Genomic DNA, 15,377 nt, shown 5'->3' on the forward strand with positions numbered 1-15,377 from the left:
AGGCGCTTAATCGACGCTGGAGCGTTAGATCCCTCCTCCGTCGGGACCAGGTCTGCTCCCACGCTGGAGCCTGGGGAACCAGCCGAAAATCAATGCCAGTAGAAAATCAATAGGTTAGTTTTTAGACAACCTCTCAGGACCGTTATCCGGTAGGACCCTAGGATCCTACCGCAATCAGGAGCCCACCTTGGCATTGGCTATCTTCGATCTCGATAACACCCTCCTTGCCGGGGATTCCGACTATCTCTGGGGGGCCTTTCTCGTCGAGCGCGGAATTGTGGACGGGGACGAATTCGCGCGCGCGAACGAGCGCTTCTACCGCGAATACCAGGAGGGAGACCTGGACATTCACGAGTTCTTGCGTTTTTCTTTTCGTCCCTTGCGAGACAATCGGCCGGAAGACCTGAAGCGCTGGCGCCGGGACTTTCTGCGCGAGAAAATCGAGCCCATCATCTTGCCGCCGGCATGTGAGCTGGTGGAGCGCCACCGTGCGGCCGGAGATACCCTGCTTATCGTTACCGCTACCAACCAGTTCGTAACCGCTCCCATCGCCGAGCGCTTAGGCATACCTAGCCTGATTGCCACTATTCCCGAGCAGGTGAACGGCCACTACACGGGCGAGGTGACGGGCATACCGGCCTATCAAGCAGGCAAGGTGGAACGATTATTGGACTGGTTGGAGGAGACCGCTACCGAACTTGCGGGCAGCACCTTCTACAGTGATTCCCATAATGATATCCCCTTGCTCGAGCGGGTAGATCGTCCGGTGGCAACGGATCCCGACGATCGTTTGCGACGCTATGCCCATGATCGGGGTTGGCCGATTATCTCCTTGCGGGGACGAAGCACGCCCTGACGGGATAAGACGCTGGCCCGGACACCGACCAGAGCGGGAGCAGGTGGCAGGGAACAGTCGACAAGGGGCAGGGACGACAGCCGGGTTCATCCCTGAACCCAGCCGATGGGCCAGGCGGCGTCAGAGATCGATAAGCCGTCAGGCGTCGAACGCAACACATCAAACTTGTCCTGACGCAGGAGGGATCTTTCCCCCCAAACAGCGCCGAATTATTCAGGATCGGTCTTGTTTGATCCCGGCGCTGTTCGGCGTGATTTGGTGCTGCTCGCGAAGGTGTCTTTTTAATCCACAGATTCCGCAGATTTTCACAGATCATTTCGTTCTTAATCTGCGGAAATCTGCGTAATCTGTGGATAAAGAAAGTCCGGTCCTCCAAATCACGCCAAATCATTCAGGATTGCTTTTAACCGGACGGCTTCTAAGATCGCCGGCGGAAAAGCAAAACCGCGCCGAAAGGCGCGGTTTTCTGCCGCACATCCCTGTGCAGGATTCCTAAAGGAGAGGAGCGAAATCCTTACTTCTTGGGCTCGGCGGGAGCCGGGGTCGCTGGGGCCGCGGGAGCCGCGTAAGGGTGGGGGTAGCCGCCACCATAGTAGGGGGCACCATATCCACCCCAAGGACCACCACCCCAACCATAGGGACCATAACCGTAATGGTCACGATAGCGGTTGTAACCGCGGCCCCAACCGCGTCCACCACCGGACATATTCATGTTGAAGTCGCCCCAACCGTCACCGAACATGTCGTTCCACCAGTTGTTGTCGTTATAGCCGCCGCCGGGCCAACCACCCCAAGGACCCCCCCCCCACCAAGCGGAAGCGGAAGCGGAAGCGCCGAGCAGCACGGCGACGGCAGCGGCAGTAGCGAGCTTTTTCATTTGGTTTCTCCCAATAGCAGAGGATTGAATCCGGTGCAGTGAGCGAAGGCGTTTTGTGCACCGTCGGTACATATAATATTAGAATTTCATTATTTTAGAAATTACTTTTTTCTATCGGGCTTAACCGGAGGATAGATCAGACGCAACGGAGCGGATCAACCCGCCACCCCCGCGCCGGGATCCCCAGCCGTTTCGCGCAGCCGGCGCGTAACCTTGAGTAGATCTTGCCAGGCCTTGGATTTTTGCTCCGGGGAACGCAGCAGGTAGGCCGGATGATAGGTAACGGTCAATGGGATCTCGTCGGGGCCGAACGCGAACCAGCGCCCCCGCAGCTTGCCGATAGGATCGCCTGTCTTGAGTAGCTTCTGCGCCGAGATGCGGCCCACCGAGAGCAGTACGCGCGGGCGCACCAGCGCGATTTGGCGCATGAGGTAAGGCTCGCAGCGCAGGGTCTCCTCTGGCCGTGGGTCCCGGTTCCCCGGCGGGCGACACTTGAGGATGTTGGCGATAAAGACCTGCTCGCGCTCGAATCCGATGGCCGCGAGCATCAGATTGAGCAGCTGTCCGGCCCGCCCTACGAAGGGCTCGCCCTGGCGGTCCTCGTCGGCCCCCGGGGCCTCGCCGACGATCATCAGGTCGGCCCGGCGGTTGCCCACACCGAACACGGTCTGGGTCCGGGTCTCGCAGAGCTCGCAGGCGCGACAGGCAGCCACGGTCTCGCTCAGGCGCTCCCAATCCATTCCGGCAACTCCGGCGGTAGGGAGGGCGTCGGGTGCCGCCTCGGGGGGCGGCTCGACCTCGACGTTGGAAGGTCCTGCGGATTCGGAAGCCATGCTATCCCCCTGGTGCACCGGCGGCGGTACTTCTTCAGGTCCTTGTCCAAGCCCTTGGGTATCCCCATCCGCAGCACGCAGCCGCCACACCTGCACGCCCATGGCACCCAGATAGCGGCGGCTGCGCTCCGGATCCATTAGACATCCCCGGTCCGGGGGTGCGCCCGCTCACGCGGCAGCAGGAGCTTGTTGCAGGCGTTGATGTAGGCCTTCGCGGAGGCGATGACGATATCCGTATCCGCCCCTTGACCATTGATGATACGGCCCCCTTTCTCCAAGCGTACCGTGACTTCACCCTGGGCATCGGTACCGCTGGTGATGGCATTGACCGAGTAGAGCTTGAGTACGGTCCCGCTGGCGACGATGGTTTCGATGGCCCTGAAAGTGGCATCTACCGGACCGCCGCCGATGGAAATTCCGGGCTTTTCCTCCCCGTCCACGGCGAGCACCAGGTGTGCCTTGGGGGTCTCCCCGGTCTCCGAGCAGACCCGCAGGGACACCAGCTTGATGCGTTCGTTGGTGGCGTCCAGGTTGGTGTCCGTCACCAGGGCCTGCAGGTCCTCGTCGAAGATCTCGTGCTTCTTGTCCGCCAGGTCCTTGAAGCGGGCGAAGGCGGCGTTGAGGTCCTCTTCCGAGGCGAAGCTCACGCCCAAGTCCTGGAGCCGCGCGCGGAAGGCACTGCGCCCGGAGTGCTTGCCCAGCACGATGCGGTTCTCACTCCAACCCACGTCTTGGGCCCGCATGATCTCATAGGTCTCACGGCTCTTGAGCACCCCGTCTTGGTGGATACCGGACTCGTGGGCGAAGGCATTGGCACCGACGATGGCCTTGTTGGGCTGGACGGCGAAACCGGTGATACCCGACACCAGGCGCGAGCAGGGGACGATTTGCGTCGTATCCAGACGGGTGTCGCAGTCGAAGTGATCCCGGCGCGTGCGCACCGCCATGACGATCTCTTCCAGGGCGGCGTTGCCCGCCCGCTCCCCGAGCCCATTGATGGTGCATTCCACCTGGCGGGCGCCGTTGCGCACCGCCGCCAATGAGTTGGCGGCGGCCAATCCCAGGTCGTTGTGGCAATGCACCGAGAACACCGCCTTATCCGAGTTGGGCACGCGCTCGATCAGGGTCCGGATCAGGTCACCGAACTGATAGGGGACACTGTAGCCCACGGTATCCGGGATGTTCACGGTGCGGGCCCCGGCGGCGATGACCGCCTCCAATATCCGGCACAGGAAATCGCGCTCGGAGCGTCCCGCGTCTTCGGGGGAGAATTCCACGTCGTCCGTGTAGCGGCGGGCCCGCCGGACCGCATGTACGGCCTGGGCCACCACCTCGTCCGGGCTCATGCGCAGCTTCCTCTCCATATGGATAGGAGAGGTGGCAATAAAGGTGTGGATGCGGGCCGATTCGGCGCCGGCCAGGGCCTCTCCGGCACGGTCGATGTCCCGGTCCAGGGCGCGGGTAAGCCCGCAGATGGTGCTGTCCTTGACGCCGGCGGCGACGGCCTTCACCGCCTCGAAGTCACCCGGGCTGGCGATTGGGAACCCCGCCTCGATGACATCCACCCGCAGCCGTTCCAGGGCCTTGGCGATGCGGACCTTCTCCTCCCGGGTCATGGAAGCACCCGGACTCTGCTCGCCGTCACGCAAGGTGGTGTCGAAGATAATCAATTGCTCTTTGTCGCTCATGTGCTCGCTCTCGCGTCACCACATCCGTCGCTTAAGGACGCATGCGGCGCTGTTTCGTTCGATCGGAGATAGTGCGTGCCGTCTGGCCCCCGCCGGGGCTGGGTGTACTTTTGCCCCTCAGGGCAGCAGAGGACGCGCGAGCAGGAGCCGACGCAGGAGAGGGGGCGCCATCGGTTGGGACTGGGACGCAAACAGCTGCGCCTTCGGAGGTGCCGTCGGGCTCGACATGATCTTAAGGGTTCGCATGTTATTAGGATGAATATAGCCCATCCTTTCGGGAGTGCCAAGCACTGCGCATGCAAGCCGCGCGGGGGTAATGTAGGTGTAGATACTCTGTTTCAGCGCAAGTCCGATGCCGGTTCTCCAAATTGGTCAAACCGGTTAGGATGGCTACTTGGTTCCCCGACCCCGGACCCACGCCTACCGACCTTTGTATACTGCCACACGGCACAATCTGCGCATTTCACTCCCTCTCCCTCCGGGAGAGGGCGGGGGTGAGGGGGAAATTCAAAAGCTCGGATTGTTCCGTGTAGCAGTATATATGCAGGCTCACGAACGCAGCTCACGGCCTCGGATACGCTCCGGCATGGGCAAAGCGGGCGCGGAGCCAATCGACACCCAGGCTCAAGGCCTCAGATTGCGACGGCTTTCCAGGTAGGCTCCATCAAATCCCTTTATAGCTCATCCTTGGCTTTCCCTTGGAAACAGAACCTACAAGGGTAGGCTGTGCCCACCGGAGCTGTGCTCACCGGGAAGGCGCAACGCGCCCACTTGCGCGTAAAATTACCACGAGAGTACAACGAAAAAATCTGTTGGAGGAGGAGAGTATGTCCATGAAGATCGGGGCCCCGCGGGAGGTCCATCCGGGCGAGAACCGGGTTGCCGTCACGCCGGACACGGCGGAGCAGCTGCGCAAGCTCGGCTTCTCGGTTGCAATCGAGGCCGGGGCCGGTGAGAAGGCCCACTTCTCGGACGACGCCTATCGTGCGGCGGGAGTCGAGGTGGTGGAGGACGTCAAGGCCCTGTGGGCCCAGTCCGATATCCTGCTCAAGATCCATGCCCCTGAGACCCATCCGTCCGAGCACCTCGAAGAGACGGAGCTGTTACGCGAGGGCGGCACCTTGATCAGCTTCATCTGGCCGGCCCAGCATCCGGAGCTGATGGAGCAGCTGGCCGCCCGTAAGGCGACCGTCTTGGCCATGGACAGCGTGCCCCGAATCTCGCGCGCCCAGAAGCTGGATGCCCTGAGCTCCATGGCCAACGTGGCCGGCTACCGGGCCGTGGTGGAGGCCTCCAACTATTTCGGTCGCTTCTTTACTGGTCAGGTGACGGCTGCGGGCAAGATCCCCCCGGCCAAGGTGCTGATCATCGGCGCCGGGGTCGCCGGGCTGGCCGCGCTCGGCGCCGCCGGCGCCATGGGCGCCGTGGTCCGCGCCTTTGACACCCGCCCGGAGGTCAAGGAGCAGGTCGAGAGCATGGGCGCCGAGTTCCTCATGCTCGATTTCGAGGAGGAAGGCGGCGGTGAGGGCGGCTATGCCAAGGTGATGAGCGAGGAGTTTATCAAGGCCGAGATGGAGCTGTTCGCTCAGCAGGCCAAGGAGGTGGACATCATCATCACCACTGCCTTGATCCCCGGTAAGCCGGCGCCCAAGCTAATCACCGAGGCCATGGTGGAGTCCATGCGGGACGGCAGTGTCATCGTCGACCTGGCCGCCCGTCAGGGGGGTAACTGTGCCCTGTGTGAGCCCGGCGAGGTGGTGGTGCGCCGGGGGGTGACCATCGTCGGTGAGCTGGATCTCCCGAGTCGCCTGCCTACCCAGTCCAGCCAGCTCTACGGCACCAACCTGCGCCACCTGTTGACCGATCTGACACCGGATAAAGACGGTCGGATCGTCGTGAATATGGAAGACGAGGTGATTCGGGGCACCACCGTCATCAAGGACGGTGAGATCACCTGGCCGCCACCACCCCCCCCACCGTCTCCCAAGCCGCAGGCGACCCCACCGCCCGCCAAGGCGACGGCAACGGCGGCCTCCCCCCAATCGGCGGTGTCGGAAGCGACTCCGGAGAAAAAGCCCAAGGGCCTGGCTACCGCGGCCATGATGGGCGTCGGCCTCCTGGCCCTGCTTGGCCTGGGCAGCGTGGCCCCGGCGGACTTTCTGGCCCATTTCACCGTGTTCGTGCTGGCCTGCTTCGTGGGCTATATGGTGATCTGGAACGTGACCCCGGCCCTGCATACCCCACTCATGAGTGTTACCAATGCGATCAGCGGCATCATCGTCATCGGCGCCCTACTCCAGGTCTCCAACGAGCAATCCTGGTTGGTGGTCGTCTTGGCCGCGATTTCCATCCTGATCGCCACTGTTAATGTCTTCGGCGGCTTCTATGTCACCCAGCGCATGCTGCACATGTTCAGGAAATAAGGGGGTTCGACCATGACTGAAGGCATTCTGACCACCGCATACATTGCGGCCAGCATCCTCTTCATCCTGGCCCTGGGTGGATTGAGCCACCAGGAGACGGCCCGGCGCGGTAACATCTACGGCATCATCGGCATGGCGATTGCCTTGATTGCCGTCATCGCCAGCGAATTCGTCACCAATTACGCCATCCTGGCGGTGTGCATTGCGATCGCTGCCGTTATCGGCATCTACGTCGCAAGGCGCGTGCAGATGACCCAGATGCCGGAGCTGGTGGCTATCCTGCACAGCTTCGTGGGTCTGGCCGCCGTGCTGATCGGCTTCGCCAGCTATCTGGACCCGACGACCCACTTCGAGGGCCCGGATGCCGAAGTAGCCAAGACCATCCACGAGGTAGAGATCTATCTCGGCGTCCTGATCGGCGCGGTCACCTTCACCGGCTCGGTCATCGCTTTCGGCAAGCTGAGCGCCCGCATCTCCAGCAAGCCCCTGGCCCTGCCGGCCCGCCACTGGCTGAACCTGGGCCTGGGACTGATCTGCATCTGGCTCGGGGTCCTGTTCGTGGGAGCCGAGGAGCACAGCGGCTTCCTTCCGTTGCTCATCATGACGCTGATCGCCTTTGCCTTCGGCGTCCATATGGTGATGGCTATCGGCGGCGCCGACATGCCGGTGGTGATCTCGATGCTCAACAGCTACTCCGGCTGGGCCGCGGCGGCTACCGGCTTCATGCTCTCCAACGATCTCTTGATCGTCACCGGCGCCCTGGTGGGCAGCAGCGGCGCCATCCTCTCCTACATCATGTGCCGCGCCATGAACCGCAAATTCCTGGCGGTGATCGCCGGCGGCTTCGGCACCGCGGGGGGCACGACTGCCGCGGGCGGCGATCAGGGCGAGGTCGTTGCCGTCTCCGCCGACGAGACGGCGGCGCTGCTCAAGGACGCCAAGCGGGTGATCATCGTCCCCGGTTACGGCATGGCGGTAGCCCAGGCGCAGCACGTCATCAACGATATCACGCGCAAGCTGCGCGATCAGGGCGTCGAGGTACGCTTCGCCATCCATCCCGTGGCGGGGCGCATGCCGGGCCATATGAACGTGCTCCTGGCCGAGGCCAAGGTCCCCTACGACATCGTCATGGAGATGGACGAGATCAACGAGGACTTCCCGGACACGGACGCAGTGTTGGTCATCGGCGCCAACGATATCGTTAACCCCTCGGCCCAGATCGATCCGAGCAGCCCCATCGCGGGCATGCCGGTCCTGGAGGTCTGGAAAGCGAAGACGGTGGTGGTGATGAAGCGGAGCATGGCGACCGGCTATGCCGGGGTACAAAATCCGCTGTTCTTCGAGGACAACACCCGGATGCTCTTCGGCGACGCCAAGGCCAGCGTGGACGCCATCCTGGCGAGTGTCTGATCCTCAGCGCCGAGTTTGATCTCGGCGCGGAGCATCCGGTCTCCGAATTGGTCGAAACTCTGGACTAGGGGCTATCGATACCCCGCTCCAACTCCCCCTGTCGGCGCAGCTCGCGCTTGAGGATCTTGCCTGCCGCATTCCTGGGCAGGTCTTCGCGCAGCTCGAGGCGGCGGGGGATCTCGTGGCGACCCAGGTGTTCCTTACACCAGTCCCGCAGGCGTGCCGGGTCTAGCCTCGCCCCCGGCTTGGGCACGACGAAGGCGACGGGGATTTCACCGTGCAGCCGGTGGGGTTCGCCCACCACTGCCGCCTCGGCGATGTCCGGGTGCCGATAAAGCACCTCCTCGATCATGCGCGGGTAGACATTCATGCCGTTGCTGATGATCAGATCCTTGATGCGGTCGACCAGGAAGAAATAGCCGTCCGCATCCCGATAGCCCAGGTCGCCGGTGCGGAACCAGTCGCCGAAGAAGCTCTCCCGCGTCTGCACCTCCAGCCCCCAGTAGCCCCGCATGACGTTGGCGCCCCGGACACAGACCTCGCCGTGCTCGCCATCCGCGAGCCAAGTCCCATCCGGACCGGCGACGCGCATCTCGACACCGGGGATCGGGAGGCCCACGGAGCCCGGTTTGCGCGGCCCCGCGAGCGGGTTCACACAGGTCACGGGAGCGCATTCGGTAGGCCCGTCGCCCTCCAGGATCGGGATACCGAAGCGCTCCTCGAAGGATGCCATCAGGGCCTGCGGCATGGCGGCACCGCCCGACACGCAGAAACGCACCGAGGCCCACTGGTTCCGGACCTGGTCCTCCAGTCGCAACAGTAGGTTATACATGCTCGGCACGCCCAGGAAGATCGTAGCGCCATGATCAGCGATGGCCGCGCTGACCGACTTAGGATCGAACTGGCCGACGATCACCGATCCGAGACCATGGAGGAGGGGGGTGAGCATGCCCACCGTGGCCGCGAATGCGTGGAATAGGGGTAATACCACCAGCACGCGGTCACGGCCGGGCTCCAGGTGCAATGCCTGCCTGATGCTTGCCGTGTTGACCCACAGATTGGTATGGCTGAGCATGGCACCCTTGGGCCGCCCGGTAGTGCCGGACGTATAGAGGATAACCGCCAGGTGGCGGTCGGCGTCGAGCCTCAAGGTGGGCGGCCTTCCCGGCGTTGCCATGAGCTCGTCCAGGGACGGATCCGTGCCGTCGCCGTTGCCGATTCTGATCGAGAGCCCCAGCTCAGGGGCCAATCCACGCGCCTGCTGCGCCACCTCCGCCAAGGCCTGGTGATAGCAGAACCCCTTGGCGCCGGCATCGCTCAGAATAAAGACGATCTCCTTGGGGTTGAGCATCAGGTTGATGGGCACCACCGTGGCGCCGGCCTTGAGTATTCCCAGATAGGCGGCCACGAATTCGGGGGTGTTCGGGCAGTACAAGCCGATCCGGTCGCCGGGCTCGACGCCCCGCCCCACCAGACCTGCCGCGATCCCGTCCGAGGCCCGATCCAGTGCCGCGAAGGTCCAGGTCGGTCCCATGCCCAGCAGCACCGGCTGATCGCCGCGGGCCCGGGCGACGGCGCGGAAGCAATCGGGAATCGTGTCCCGAGACCCTGTGCTTATACTCATTGGCTCAGTGTCCCTTGCTTAATTACCTCACGTGCTCAGTGCAGAACTTCATCAAGACGACTGGCGGTGAGGACCCGCTCGGACCACGTGAGCAGGGTCTGCTCGTTGGCCTGCTCGATCCGGCGCTGTACTTCATCGGGCAAGGCACCGAATTTCAGGCGCAACTGGCGTTCCAATACCAAGGCTTCACCTTGGTGCTTGCCTTGCCGCATGCCCTGTTGCATGCCCTGTTGCATGCCTTGCTGCATGCCCTGCTGCATGCCTTGCTGCATGCCCTGTTCGTGAAAGCGTTCGGCAAATCGGCTCATGGTCTGCGCCTCGTCAGGGTAGTCACGTTGGTATTCGACCCGCTCATTATCGTCAAGCGCCGCATAGATGTCGATGAAGTCCAGGTATTTGAGCTGCTTCTCAGGATCGCATTCCAGCGTGGTCAGCCCCCGAACCGCTTGGGCATAGACCTCGACCTTGCGCTGTACGGGATACTGCATGTTGGGCAGATTCAGCCGGACCACCAGGTTATCGCTGTGGCGATGGTGCTCGTAGGAGAGCTCGCCCAGGACGCAGCTCAGATAGTGAAAATCAAGGTAGGTGTGGTGGTCTCCGCTCAGGCACAGCCGTTGGGGCGCACCAGTTGCTCGGCGCAGGAAGATGACGACCGGGACCACGCGGTCGGTCTCCATCAGTTCGGCCAGGTCCAGACAATAGTGGGCCAGGCGGTGGATGGAGAAGCGCCGCGCGTCGCTCTCTTCTTCGAGCACGAACAACAGGGCCTCGCGCCGCCCGTCGGGCCATTCCACCAGCAGCGGCACGTCCAGCTCCCGAAATCGTTCGCCGAGGCGTTCCTGGAATTGCTCCTGGCGCACGGGTGTAATCCGGGCTGCGCCGATCGCATCGGCTTCGGTCGCGGCGAAAAAGGCCAGCGCCTGACGCGGATAGTCGAGGATGAGATTCTTGAAGTTCTGATCGTGGGACATGGTCTTGTTTTAGACAGCCTCTTAGGTGTCAGATGACCTTGGAGAAGCCCACCGGCCCATCTTTTTTGGCGGCCCGGTAGGCATCGAAGGCCATGCAGATGTTCCGGATCAGCAATCGGCCCTTGGGCAGGACGCGGATCTGTTGCTCGTCGAGCGTCAGCAGCCCATCCTCCTGCATGGGCGCCAATTTGGGCAGCTCATCACTGAAGTAGTCGGCGAACTCGATACCCCAGGTCTGTTCCAGGTTGGGAACATCCAGCGCGAAGTTACAGATCAGCCGGGTAATGACATCGCGGCGGATCTCGTCGTCGCGGCTCAGTTCGATGCCCTGGAAGACCGGCAGGCAGCCGGCGTCGATGTCCCGGCAGTATTCGTCGAGGGTCCGCCGGTTCTGAGAGTAACTGTTGTCTAGCTTACCGATCGAGGTCATGCCGATGCCGATGAGATCACAGTCCGCATGGGTGGAGTAGCCCTGGAAGTTGCGGTAAAGACTGCCGCTGCGTTGCGCCACCGCCAACTCGTCATCCGGTCGCGCGAAGTGATCCATGCCGATATAGATATAGCCGGCGTCCGTAAGCAGCTCGCCGGTGGTCTTGAGGATGTCGAGCTTGGTGTGGGGAGACGGTAGGTCCGCTTCATTGATGCGCCGCTGGGGCATGAAGCGCTGTGGTAGATGGGCGTAGTTGAAGACGGACAAGCGGTCCGGGGCGAATGCGACGATGCGCTCCAAGGTGTGGATGAAGCCATCCACAGTCTGGAACGGCAGCCCGTAGATGAGATCGATGCTGATGGAGCGGAAACCCTCTGCGCGCGCCGCCTCCAGCACCGCCAGGGTCTCCCCTTCGGTCTGGATGCGATTGACTGCCTTTTGGACCACCGGATCCAAGTCCTGCACCCCCAGGCTCATGCGGTTGAAGCCCAAGCGCCGCAACAGGACGACCGTTTGCGCATCCGCCTCCCGCGGATCGATCTCGATGGCGTATTCGCCGACCTCGTCCGCCGCCAGCCGGAAGCGGCGCCGGGTGTGGTCCATGAGCTCGCGCATCTGGTCCCGGCTGATAAAGGTCGGCGTCCCCCCACCCCAGTGGAGCTGCTCCACCGTCTGGTCGGCCCCGAACAAGGCGCCCTGCAGCTCGAGCTCCCGATAGACCCACTCCAGATAGGGTTGGGCACGGCTGCGGTCCTTGGTAGCGATCTTGTTGCAGGCGCAATAGAAGCAGACCGTATCGCAAAACGGAATATGGACGTAGAGCGAGAGGGGCCGCCCACTCGAGTTGCTGCGGGCGCAGGCCCGGCGATATTCCGGCTCACCGAAGCCGTCGTGAAACTCTACGGCGGTGGGATAGGAGGTATAGCGTGGACCGCTTTGGTCGTAGCGGCGGATGAGCGCCAGGTCGAAAGCGACGGTTTGATCCATGAGGGGACCTAGAGGAAAGCTGGGGGGAGGCTGGAGGCTGTTTCTACCGCAAATGAACGCGAATCAACGCAAATCGACGCAAATGAGTCAAGAACCGTCGCTGATGGCGAATCGATTGCGACCGATCTGCGTTCATTCTCGTTCATCGGCGGTAAAAAGCGGAGCCGCCGAGATTCAGGTTGAGTATGGGAAAAATGATTCGGCAGCTTCAATCGATCCACGGATGACGCAGATTTTCGCAGATTAAAAGTGAAACAATCTGTGAGAATCTGCGTAATCTGCGGACAGAAAGGACAATCTGATCTTTTACGACCGATTTGCGTTCATTTGCGGCAATTAAAGATGACTCCCATGTTATCGGTACTTCGGGACTGCTGTACTAGCCGCCGTCCGAGTCGATTACCAGGCCCCTGCGGTGAGTCTCATTGATCTGCTTGAGTAGAGTATGGAACGGGATCTCATCCGCGTAGCACTCCGCCAGATCCATGAAGGGCATGTCTTCGCGCCCGAAGCCATAGGTCCCATCCTGCATGGAGCGGTAGATGCCTTCGATGCCCTCCTGCAGGGGATCGAGGAAGGCCGGGAAGCGGTTGAGGTCCTCCAGCTCGTACTCCAGGCATTCACGCAGATCCCCGACCTCGAAGACCGCCTGGCGTACCCATTCGACGTACTCGTCGATGCTCCTTGCCCGTCTCAGGCTCATAGCGTCTCCAACTCTTTCTCGAAGAGCGGATTAAACTCGGTGAGCTGGTCGCGCTGCATCAGGAACACGCCCTCGCCTCCCCGCTCGAACTCGATCCAGAGAAACGGCAGGTCCGGGAAGCGTTGTTCCAGTTCCGCGGCGGCGTTCCCCACCTCGACCACCAACACGCCGCCTTCGTTGAGATAGGTCGGGGCATCACGCAGAATACGCAAGACCAGATCCAAGCCGGTCTCGCCACCCGCCAGCCCCAGCTCCGGCTCCTTGCGGGATTCCTCCGGCAGGGTGGCCAGCTCCGCGGTACTGACATAGGGGGGATTGGAGACGATAATGTCATAATGCCGGTCCCCGATATGCTCGAACAGGTCCGATTGCAGTAGCTGTACCCGCTCCTCCAGGTGATGGCGCGCCCGATTGATGGAGGCTACCTCCAAGGCCGCCGGCGAGATCTCCGCGAGATCCACCTCCACCTCGGGCAAATAAACCGCACAGGCGATACCGATGCAGCCGCTTCCCGCACCCAGGTCCAAGATGCGATGCAGCCCTTCCGATCCGACCCAGGGATCGAAGCCCGCCTCCACCAGCTCGGCCAGGGGTGAACGGGGCACCAACACGTCCTCGTTGACGTAGAACTCCAGTCCCGCGAACCAGGCACGATTGGTCAGATAGGCGGCCGGCTTGCGCTCGTTTATCCGTCGTTCCAGAAGCTCGCAGACCGCTCCCCGTTCGGGAAAGGTGAGTCGGCACTCGCGGTAGGCCGCCGACAGGTCCGGCGGCAGGTGCAGGGCGTGCAGCACTAACTGGACCGCCTCGTCCAGTGCATTGTCGGTGCCGTGACCGAAGAACAGGCCTTCCGCGTTGAAGCGGCTGGCTCCCCAGCGTATGAAATCCTGAATCGTCAGGAGCCCTTCCGGTGAACTTGCCATCTATACTCGACTCGCACGATTGACCAGCGCCGCGCAGAAATGCGGCAAGTAACGTCAAGAATAACACCTTCGGCGGAACAGTTTGAACCGCAAAGGCGCGGTAGGCATCTGTCTGCCCTACCTGCGGTAGGCAGCTCACTCCGTAAGGCCATGTTTTCGGCTGGATTTATAGCGTTTGCCTTGGTGATAGGGATGTCGGAATCTTGCTCGGTACCATCGTCGCGGCTAACATTCGATGAATTCTTCGAGGTCTTGCAGGGCCGATCCGATTTCCGAGAAAACTCCATCCGACCCTTATGGGTACGGACGGTAGTCGTTCCGTTTTGAACCTTTAAGAGTATCAATCATGGCAAATATCCTAGCGATGTTCCCCGGCCAGGGATCTCAATACGTAGGCATGGGTAAGGCACTGTGCGAGGGATTCGAGGTAGCTCGCAATACCTTTTCGGAGGCCGATGAAGTACTGGATTTCAAGCTCAGTGATCTGTGCTTCAATGGCCTGGAAGCGGAGCTCCGGTTAACCGCCAATCAGCAACCGGCCATCCTGACGACCAGCATTGCCGTCTGGCGGGTCCTGACGAGTGAAACGGATTTGCGCCCCAAGCTGTTTACGGGCCATAGTCTGGGTGAGTACTCGGCATTGGTTGCGGCCGGTAAGCTCGATTTTGCGCGGGCGGTCAAACTGGTAAGGATGCGTGGTCAGGCCATGCAAAGGGCCGTTCCGGAAGGAACCGGCGCCATGGCCGCGGTCATCGGCCTGGACCCGGCAGCACTGATTGAGAAATGTAAGGCCATAGACACGCGTCTCGGCACCGTCGAGGTCGTCAATTTCAACGGTCCGCAACAGCAGATTGTCTCGGGACACAAAACGGCCGTAGAAGCCCTCACCAAGGCCCTCGCCGACGAAAAGATCCGGTGCACACCACTGCCGGTATCCGCGCCCTTCCACTCCAGCCTGATGGCACCGGCACGGGAAGAAATGACTCCCAAGCTCGAGGGTACGCCACTGAATCCCACCGAGTATCCGGTCATCGCCAATTTGACCGGACAATTGGCTCAGCCCTATACCATCGACAACTTGATCAAGCAGATCGATAGCCCGGTCCTGTGGACCGATACCCTGGCAACGGCCGTTGCTGAGGGGTGTGATACCTTCTTTGAGGTCGGTCCGGGCAAGGTGCTGTTCGGGCTGGCCAGAAAAGCGGTCCCCAAGGGATCAAAGATCATTCACAGCGACGCCATCGACAAGGCCATCCAGGATGCCCGCGCGCTGATCTGAGCGGTTCGTTCGGGTGCCTGTGGCCGCCCGCCGTGGCCCCTCGTATCGGGAGACGGCGTGGGTGTAGGTAAAAACGACGCATCGCGCGAATCCGCACGAACCAATTTTCGCTTAGATTCGCGTGATTCGTCGTTTTCTTTACTGCTTGCGTCTTTATCGACTCAAAGAAATTCATACGCGCTCACTCCGGCGAATCGCCCAGGGCAACCGAATGATAACTCGCCAGCAAGCAGCAGGTTACCTCGATGCCTTAGGCATCCGAACCGGAACATGAACGACCTGTATCGCATTGCGTGCGCCGGTTTCGGCACGCGAAGATCCCAGCTCACGGCAGGCGGTTGGGCAACGCCCGTAGGATGGGCAAAGCAAG

Annotated in this window: 12 protein-coding genes; 4 read left to right on the forward strand and 8 right to left on the reverse strand. The window is 61.8% G+C overall.

Going from position 1 to position 15,377, the window contains the following annotated elements; translation table 11 throughout:
- Positions 1-187 precede the first annotated feature (187 nt).
- On the forward strand, positions 188-856 hold the full coding sequence (locus BQ17_RS07415) for a histidinol-phosphatase (RefSeq protein ID WP_089725735.1): 669 nt from the start codon (positions 188-190) through the stop codon (positions 854-856).
- 514 nt (positions 857-1,370) lie between these two features.
- Here BQ17_RS07415 and BQ17_RS07420 read toward each other — a convergent pair.
- From BQ17_RS07420 to BQ17_RS07430, 3 genes are all read right to left on the reverse strand, one after another.
- Positions 1,371-1,733, reverse strand: coding sequence for a sulfur globule family protein (locus BQ17_RS07420; protein WP_089725737.1), 363 nt, complete (start codon positions 1,731-1,733; stop codon positions 1,371-1,373).
- Between the two features lie 155 nt (positions 1,734-1,888).
- Positions 1,889-2,704: a uracil-DNA glycosylase gene (locus BQ17_RS07425; RefSeq protein ID WP_089725739.1), complete on the reverse strand. Its 816-nt coding sequence runs from the start codon at positions 2,702-2,704 to the stop codon at positions 1,889-1,891.
- Positions 2,704-4,254 (reverse strand): 2-isopropylmalate synthase, encoded by a 1,551-nt coding sequence (locus BQ17_RS07430; RefSeq protein ID WP_089725742.1) that lies wholly within the window; start codon positions 4,252-4,254, stop codon positions 2,704-2,706. The genes BQ17_RS07425 and BQ17_RS07430 overlap by 1 nt, the downstream gene beginning before the upstream one ends.
- Before the next feature lie 833 nt (positions 4,255-5,087).
- On the opposite strand from BQ17_RS07430, the gene BQ17_RS07435 reads away from it, so the two are divergent.
- Positions 5,088-6,677, forward strand: a complete 1,590-nt coding sequence (locus tag BQ17_RS07435) for a Re/Si-specific NAD(P)(+) transhydrogenase subunit alpha (protein WP_176722337.1) — start codon at positions 5,088-5,090, stop codon at positions 6,675-6,677.
- A gap of 12 nt (positions 6,678-6,689) precedes the next feature.
- Positions 6,690-8,087 carry a Re/Si-specific NAD(P)(+) transhydrogenase subunit beta gene (pntB, locus tag BQ17_RS07440; protein WP_089725746.1) on the forward strand — a complete coding sequence of 466 codons (1,398 nt, stop codon included), beginning with the start codon at positions 6,690-6,692 and terminating at the stop codon, positions 8,085-8,087.
- A 64-nt stretch (positions 8,088-8,151) separates the two neighbouring features.
- Here the strand turns inward: pntB and BQ17_RS07445 are convergent, their stop codons facing one another.
- The 5 genes from BQ17_RS07445 to prmB form a co-directional block, all read right to left on the reverse strand.
- A complete protein-coding gene (locus BQ17_RS07445) occupies positions 8,152-9,711 on the reverse strand; it encodes a long-chain-fatty-acid--CoA ligase (protein ID WP_089725748.1) in 1,560 nt (519 codons plus the stop codon).
- 35 nt (positions 9,712-9,746) lie between these two features.
- Positions 9,747-10,685 carry a hypothetical protein gene (locus tag BQ17_RS07450; protein ID WP_089725750.1) on the reverse strand — a complete coding sequence of 313 codons (939 nt, stop codon included), beginning with the start codon at positions 10,683-10,685 and terminating at the stop codon, positions 9,747-9,749.
- A 28-nt stretch (positions 10,686-10,713) separates the two neighbouring features.
- Complete coding sequence (gene hemN / locus BQ17_RS07455; protein ID WP_089725752.1) at positions 10,714-12,102, reverse strand: oxygen-independent coproporphyrinogen III oxidase; 1,389 nt, start codon at positions 12,100-12,102, stop codon at positions 10,714-10,716.
- Positions 12,103-12,481: 379 nt separating this feature from the next.
- Positions 12,482-12,805: a general secretion pathway protein GspF gene (locus BQ17_RS07460; protein WP_089725754.1), complete on the reverse strand. Its 324-nt coding sequence runs from the start codon at positions 12,803-12,805 to the stop codon at positions 12,482-12,484.
- On the reverse strand, positions 12,802-13,728 hold the full coding sequence (gene prmB, locus BQ17_RS07465) for a 50S ribosomal protein L3 N(5)-glutamine methyltransferase (RefSeq protein WP_089725756.1): 927 nt from the start codon (positions 13,726-13,728) through the stop codon (positions 12,802-12,804). Before prmB ends, BQ17_RS07460 begins: the two co-directional genes overlap by 4 nt.
- A gap of 346 nt (positions 13,729-14,074) precedes the next feature.
- Here prmB and fabD point away from each other — a divergent pair, with 346 nt between their 5' ends.
- The gene (gene fabD / locus BQ17_RS07470; protein ID WP_089725759.1) at positions 14,075-15,007 is read left to right on the forward strand and encodes an ACP S-malonyltransferase; all 933 of its coding nucleotides are present in this window, start codon (positions 14,075-14,077) and stop codon (positions 15,005-15,007) included.
- The last annotated feature ends 370 nt before the right edge of the window (positions 15,008-15,377 follow it).

This window comes from Candidatus Thiosymbion oneisti (assembly GCF_900092655.1).
GTDB classification, from domain to species: Bacteria; Pseudomonadota; Gammaproteobacteria; order Chromatiales; family Chromatiaceae; genus Thiosymbion; species Thiosymbion oneisti.

What these genes read in the sequence shown, in the direction of transcription:
- BQ17_RS07450 (WP_089725750.1), bottom strand. Translation starts at nt 10,685, where the DNA reads ATGTCCCACGATCAGAACTTCAAGAATCTCATCCTCGACTATCCGCGT.
- BQ17_RS07435 (WP_176722337.1), top strand. Translation starts at nt 5,088, where the DNA reads ATGAAGATCGGGGCCCCGCGGGAGGTCCATCCGGGCGAGAACCGGGTT.
- BQ17_RS07420 (WP_089725737.1), bottom strand. Translation starts at nt 1,733, where the DNA reads ATGAAAAAGCTCGCTACTGCCGCTGCCGTCGCCGTGCTGCTCGGCGCT.
- BQ17_RS07430 (WP_089725742.1), bottom strand. Translation starts at nt 4,254, where the DNA reads ATGAGCGACAAAGAGCAATTGATTATCTTCGACACCACCTTGCGTGAC.
- pntB (WP_089725746.1), top strand. Translation starts at nt 6,690, where the DNA reads ATGACTGAAGGCATTCTGACCACCGCATACATTGCGGCCAGCATCCTC.
- hemN (WP_089725752.1), bottom strand. Translation starts at nt 12,102, where the DNA reads ATGGATCAAACCGTCGCTTTCGACCTGGCGCTCATCCGCCGCTACGAC.
- prmB (WP_089725756.1), bottom strand. Translation starts at nt 13,728, where the DNA reads ATGGCAAGTTCACCGGAAGGGCTCCTGACGATTCAGGATTTCATACGC.
- BQ17_RS07445 (WP_089725748.1), bottom strand. Translation starts at nt 9,711, where the DNA reads ATGAGTATAAGCACAGGGTCTCGGGACACGATTCCCGATTGCTTCCGC.
- BQ17_RS07425 (WP_089725739.1), bottom strand. Translation starts at nt 2,704, where the DNA reads ATGGATCCGGAGCGCAGCCGCCGCTATCTGGGTGCCATGGGCGTGCAG.
- BQ17_RS07460 (WP_089725754.1), bottom strand. Translation starts at nt 12,805, where the DNA reads ATGAGCCTGAGACGGGCAAGGAGCATCGACGAGTACGTCGAATGGGTA.
- fabD (WP_089725759.1), top strand. Translation starts at nt 14,075, where the DNA reads ATGGCAAATATCCTAGCGATGTTCCCCGGCCAGGGATCTCAATACGTA.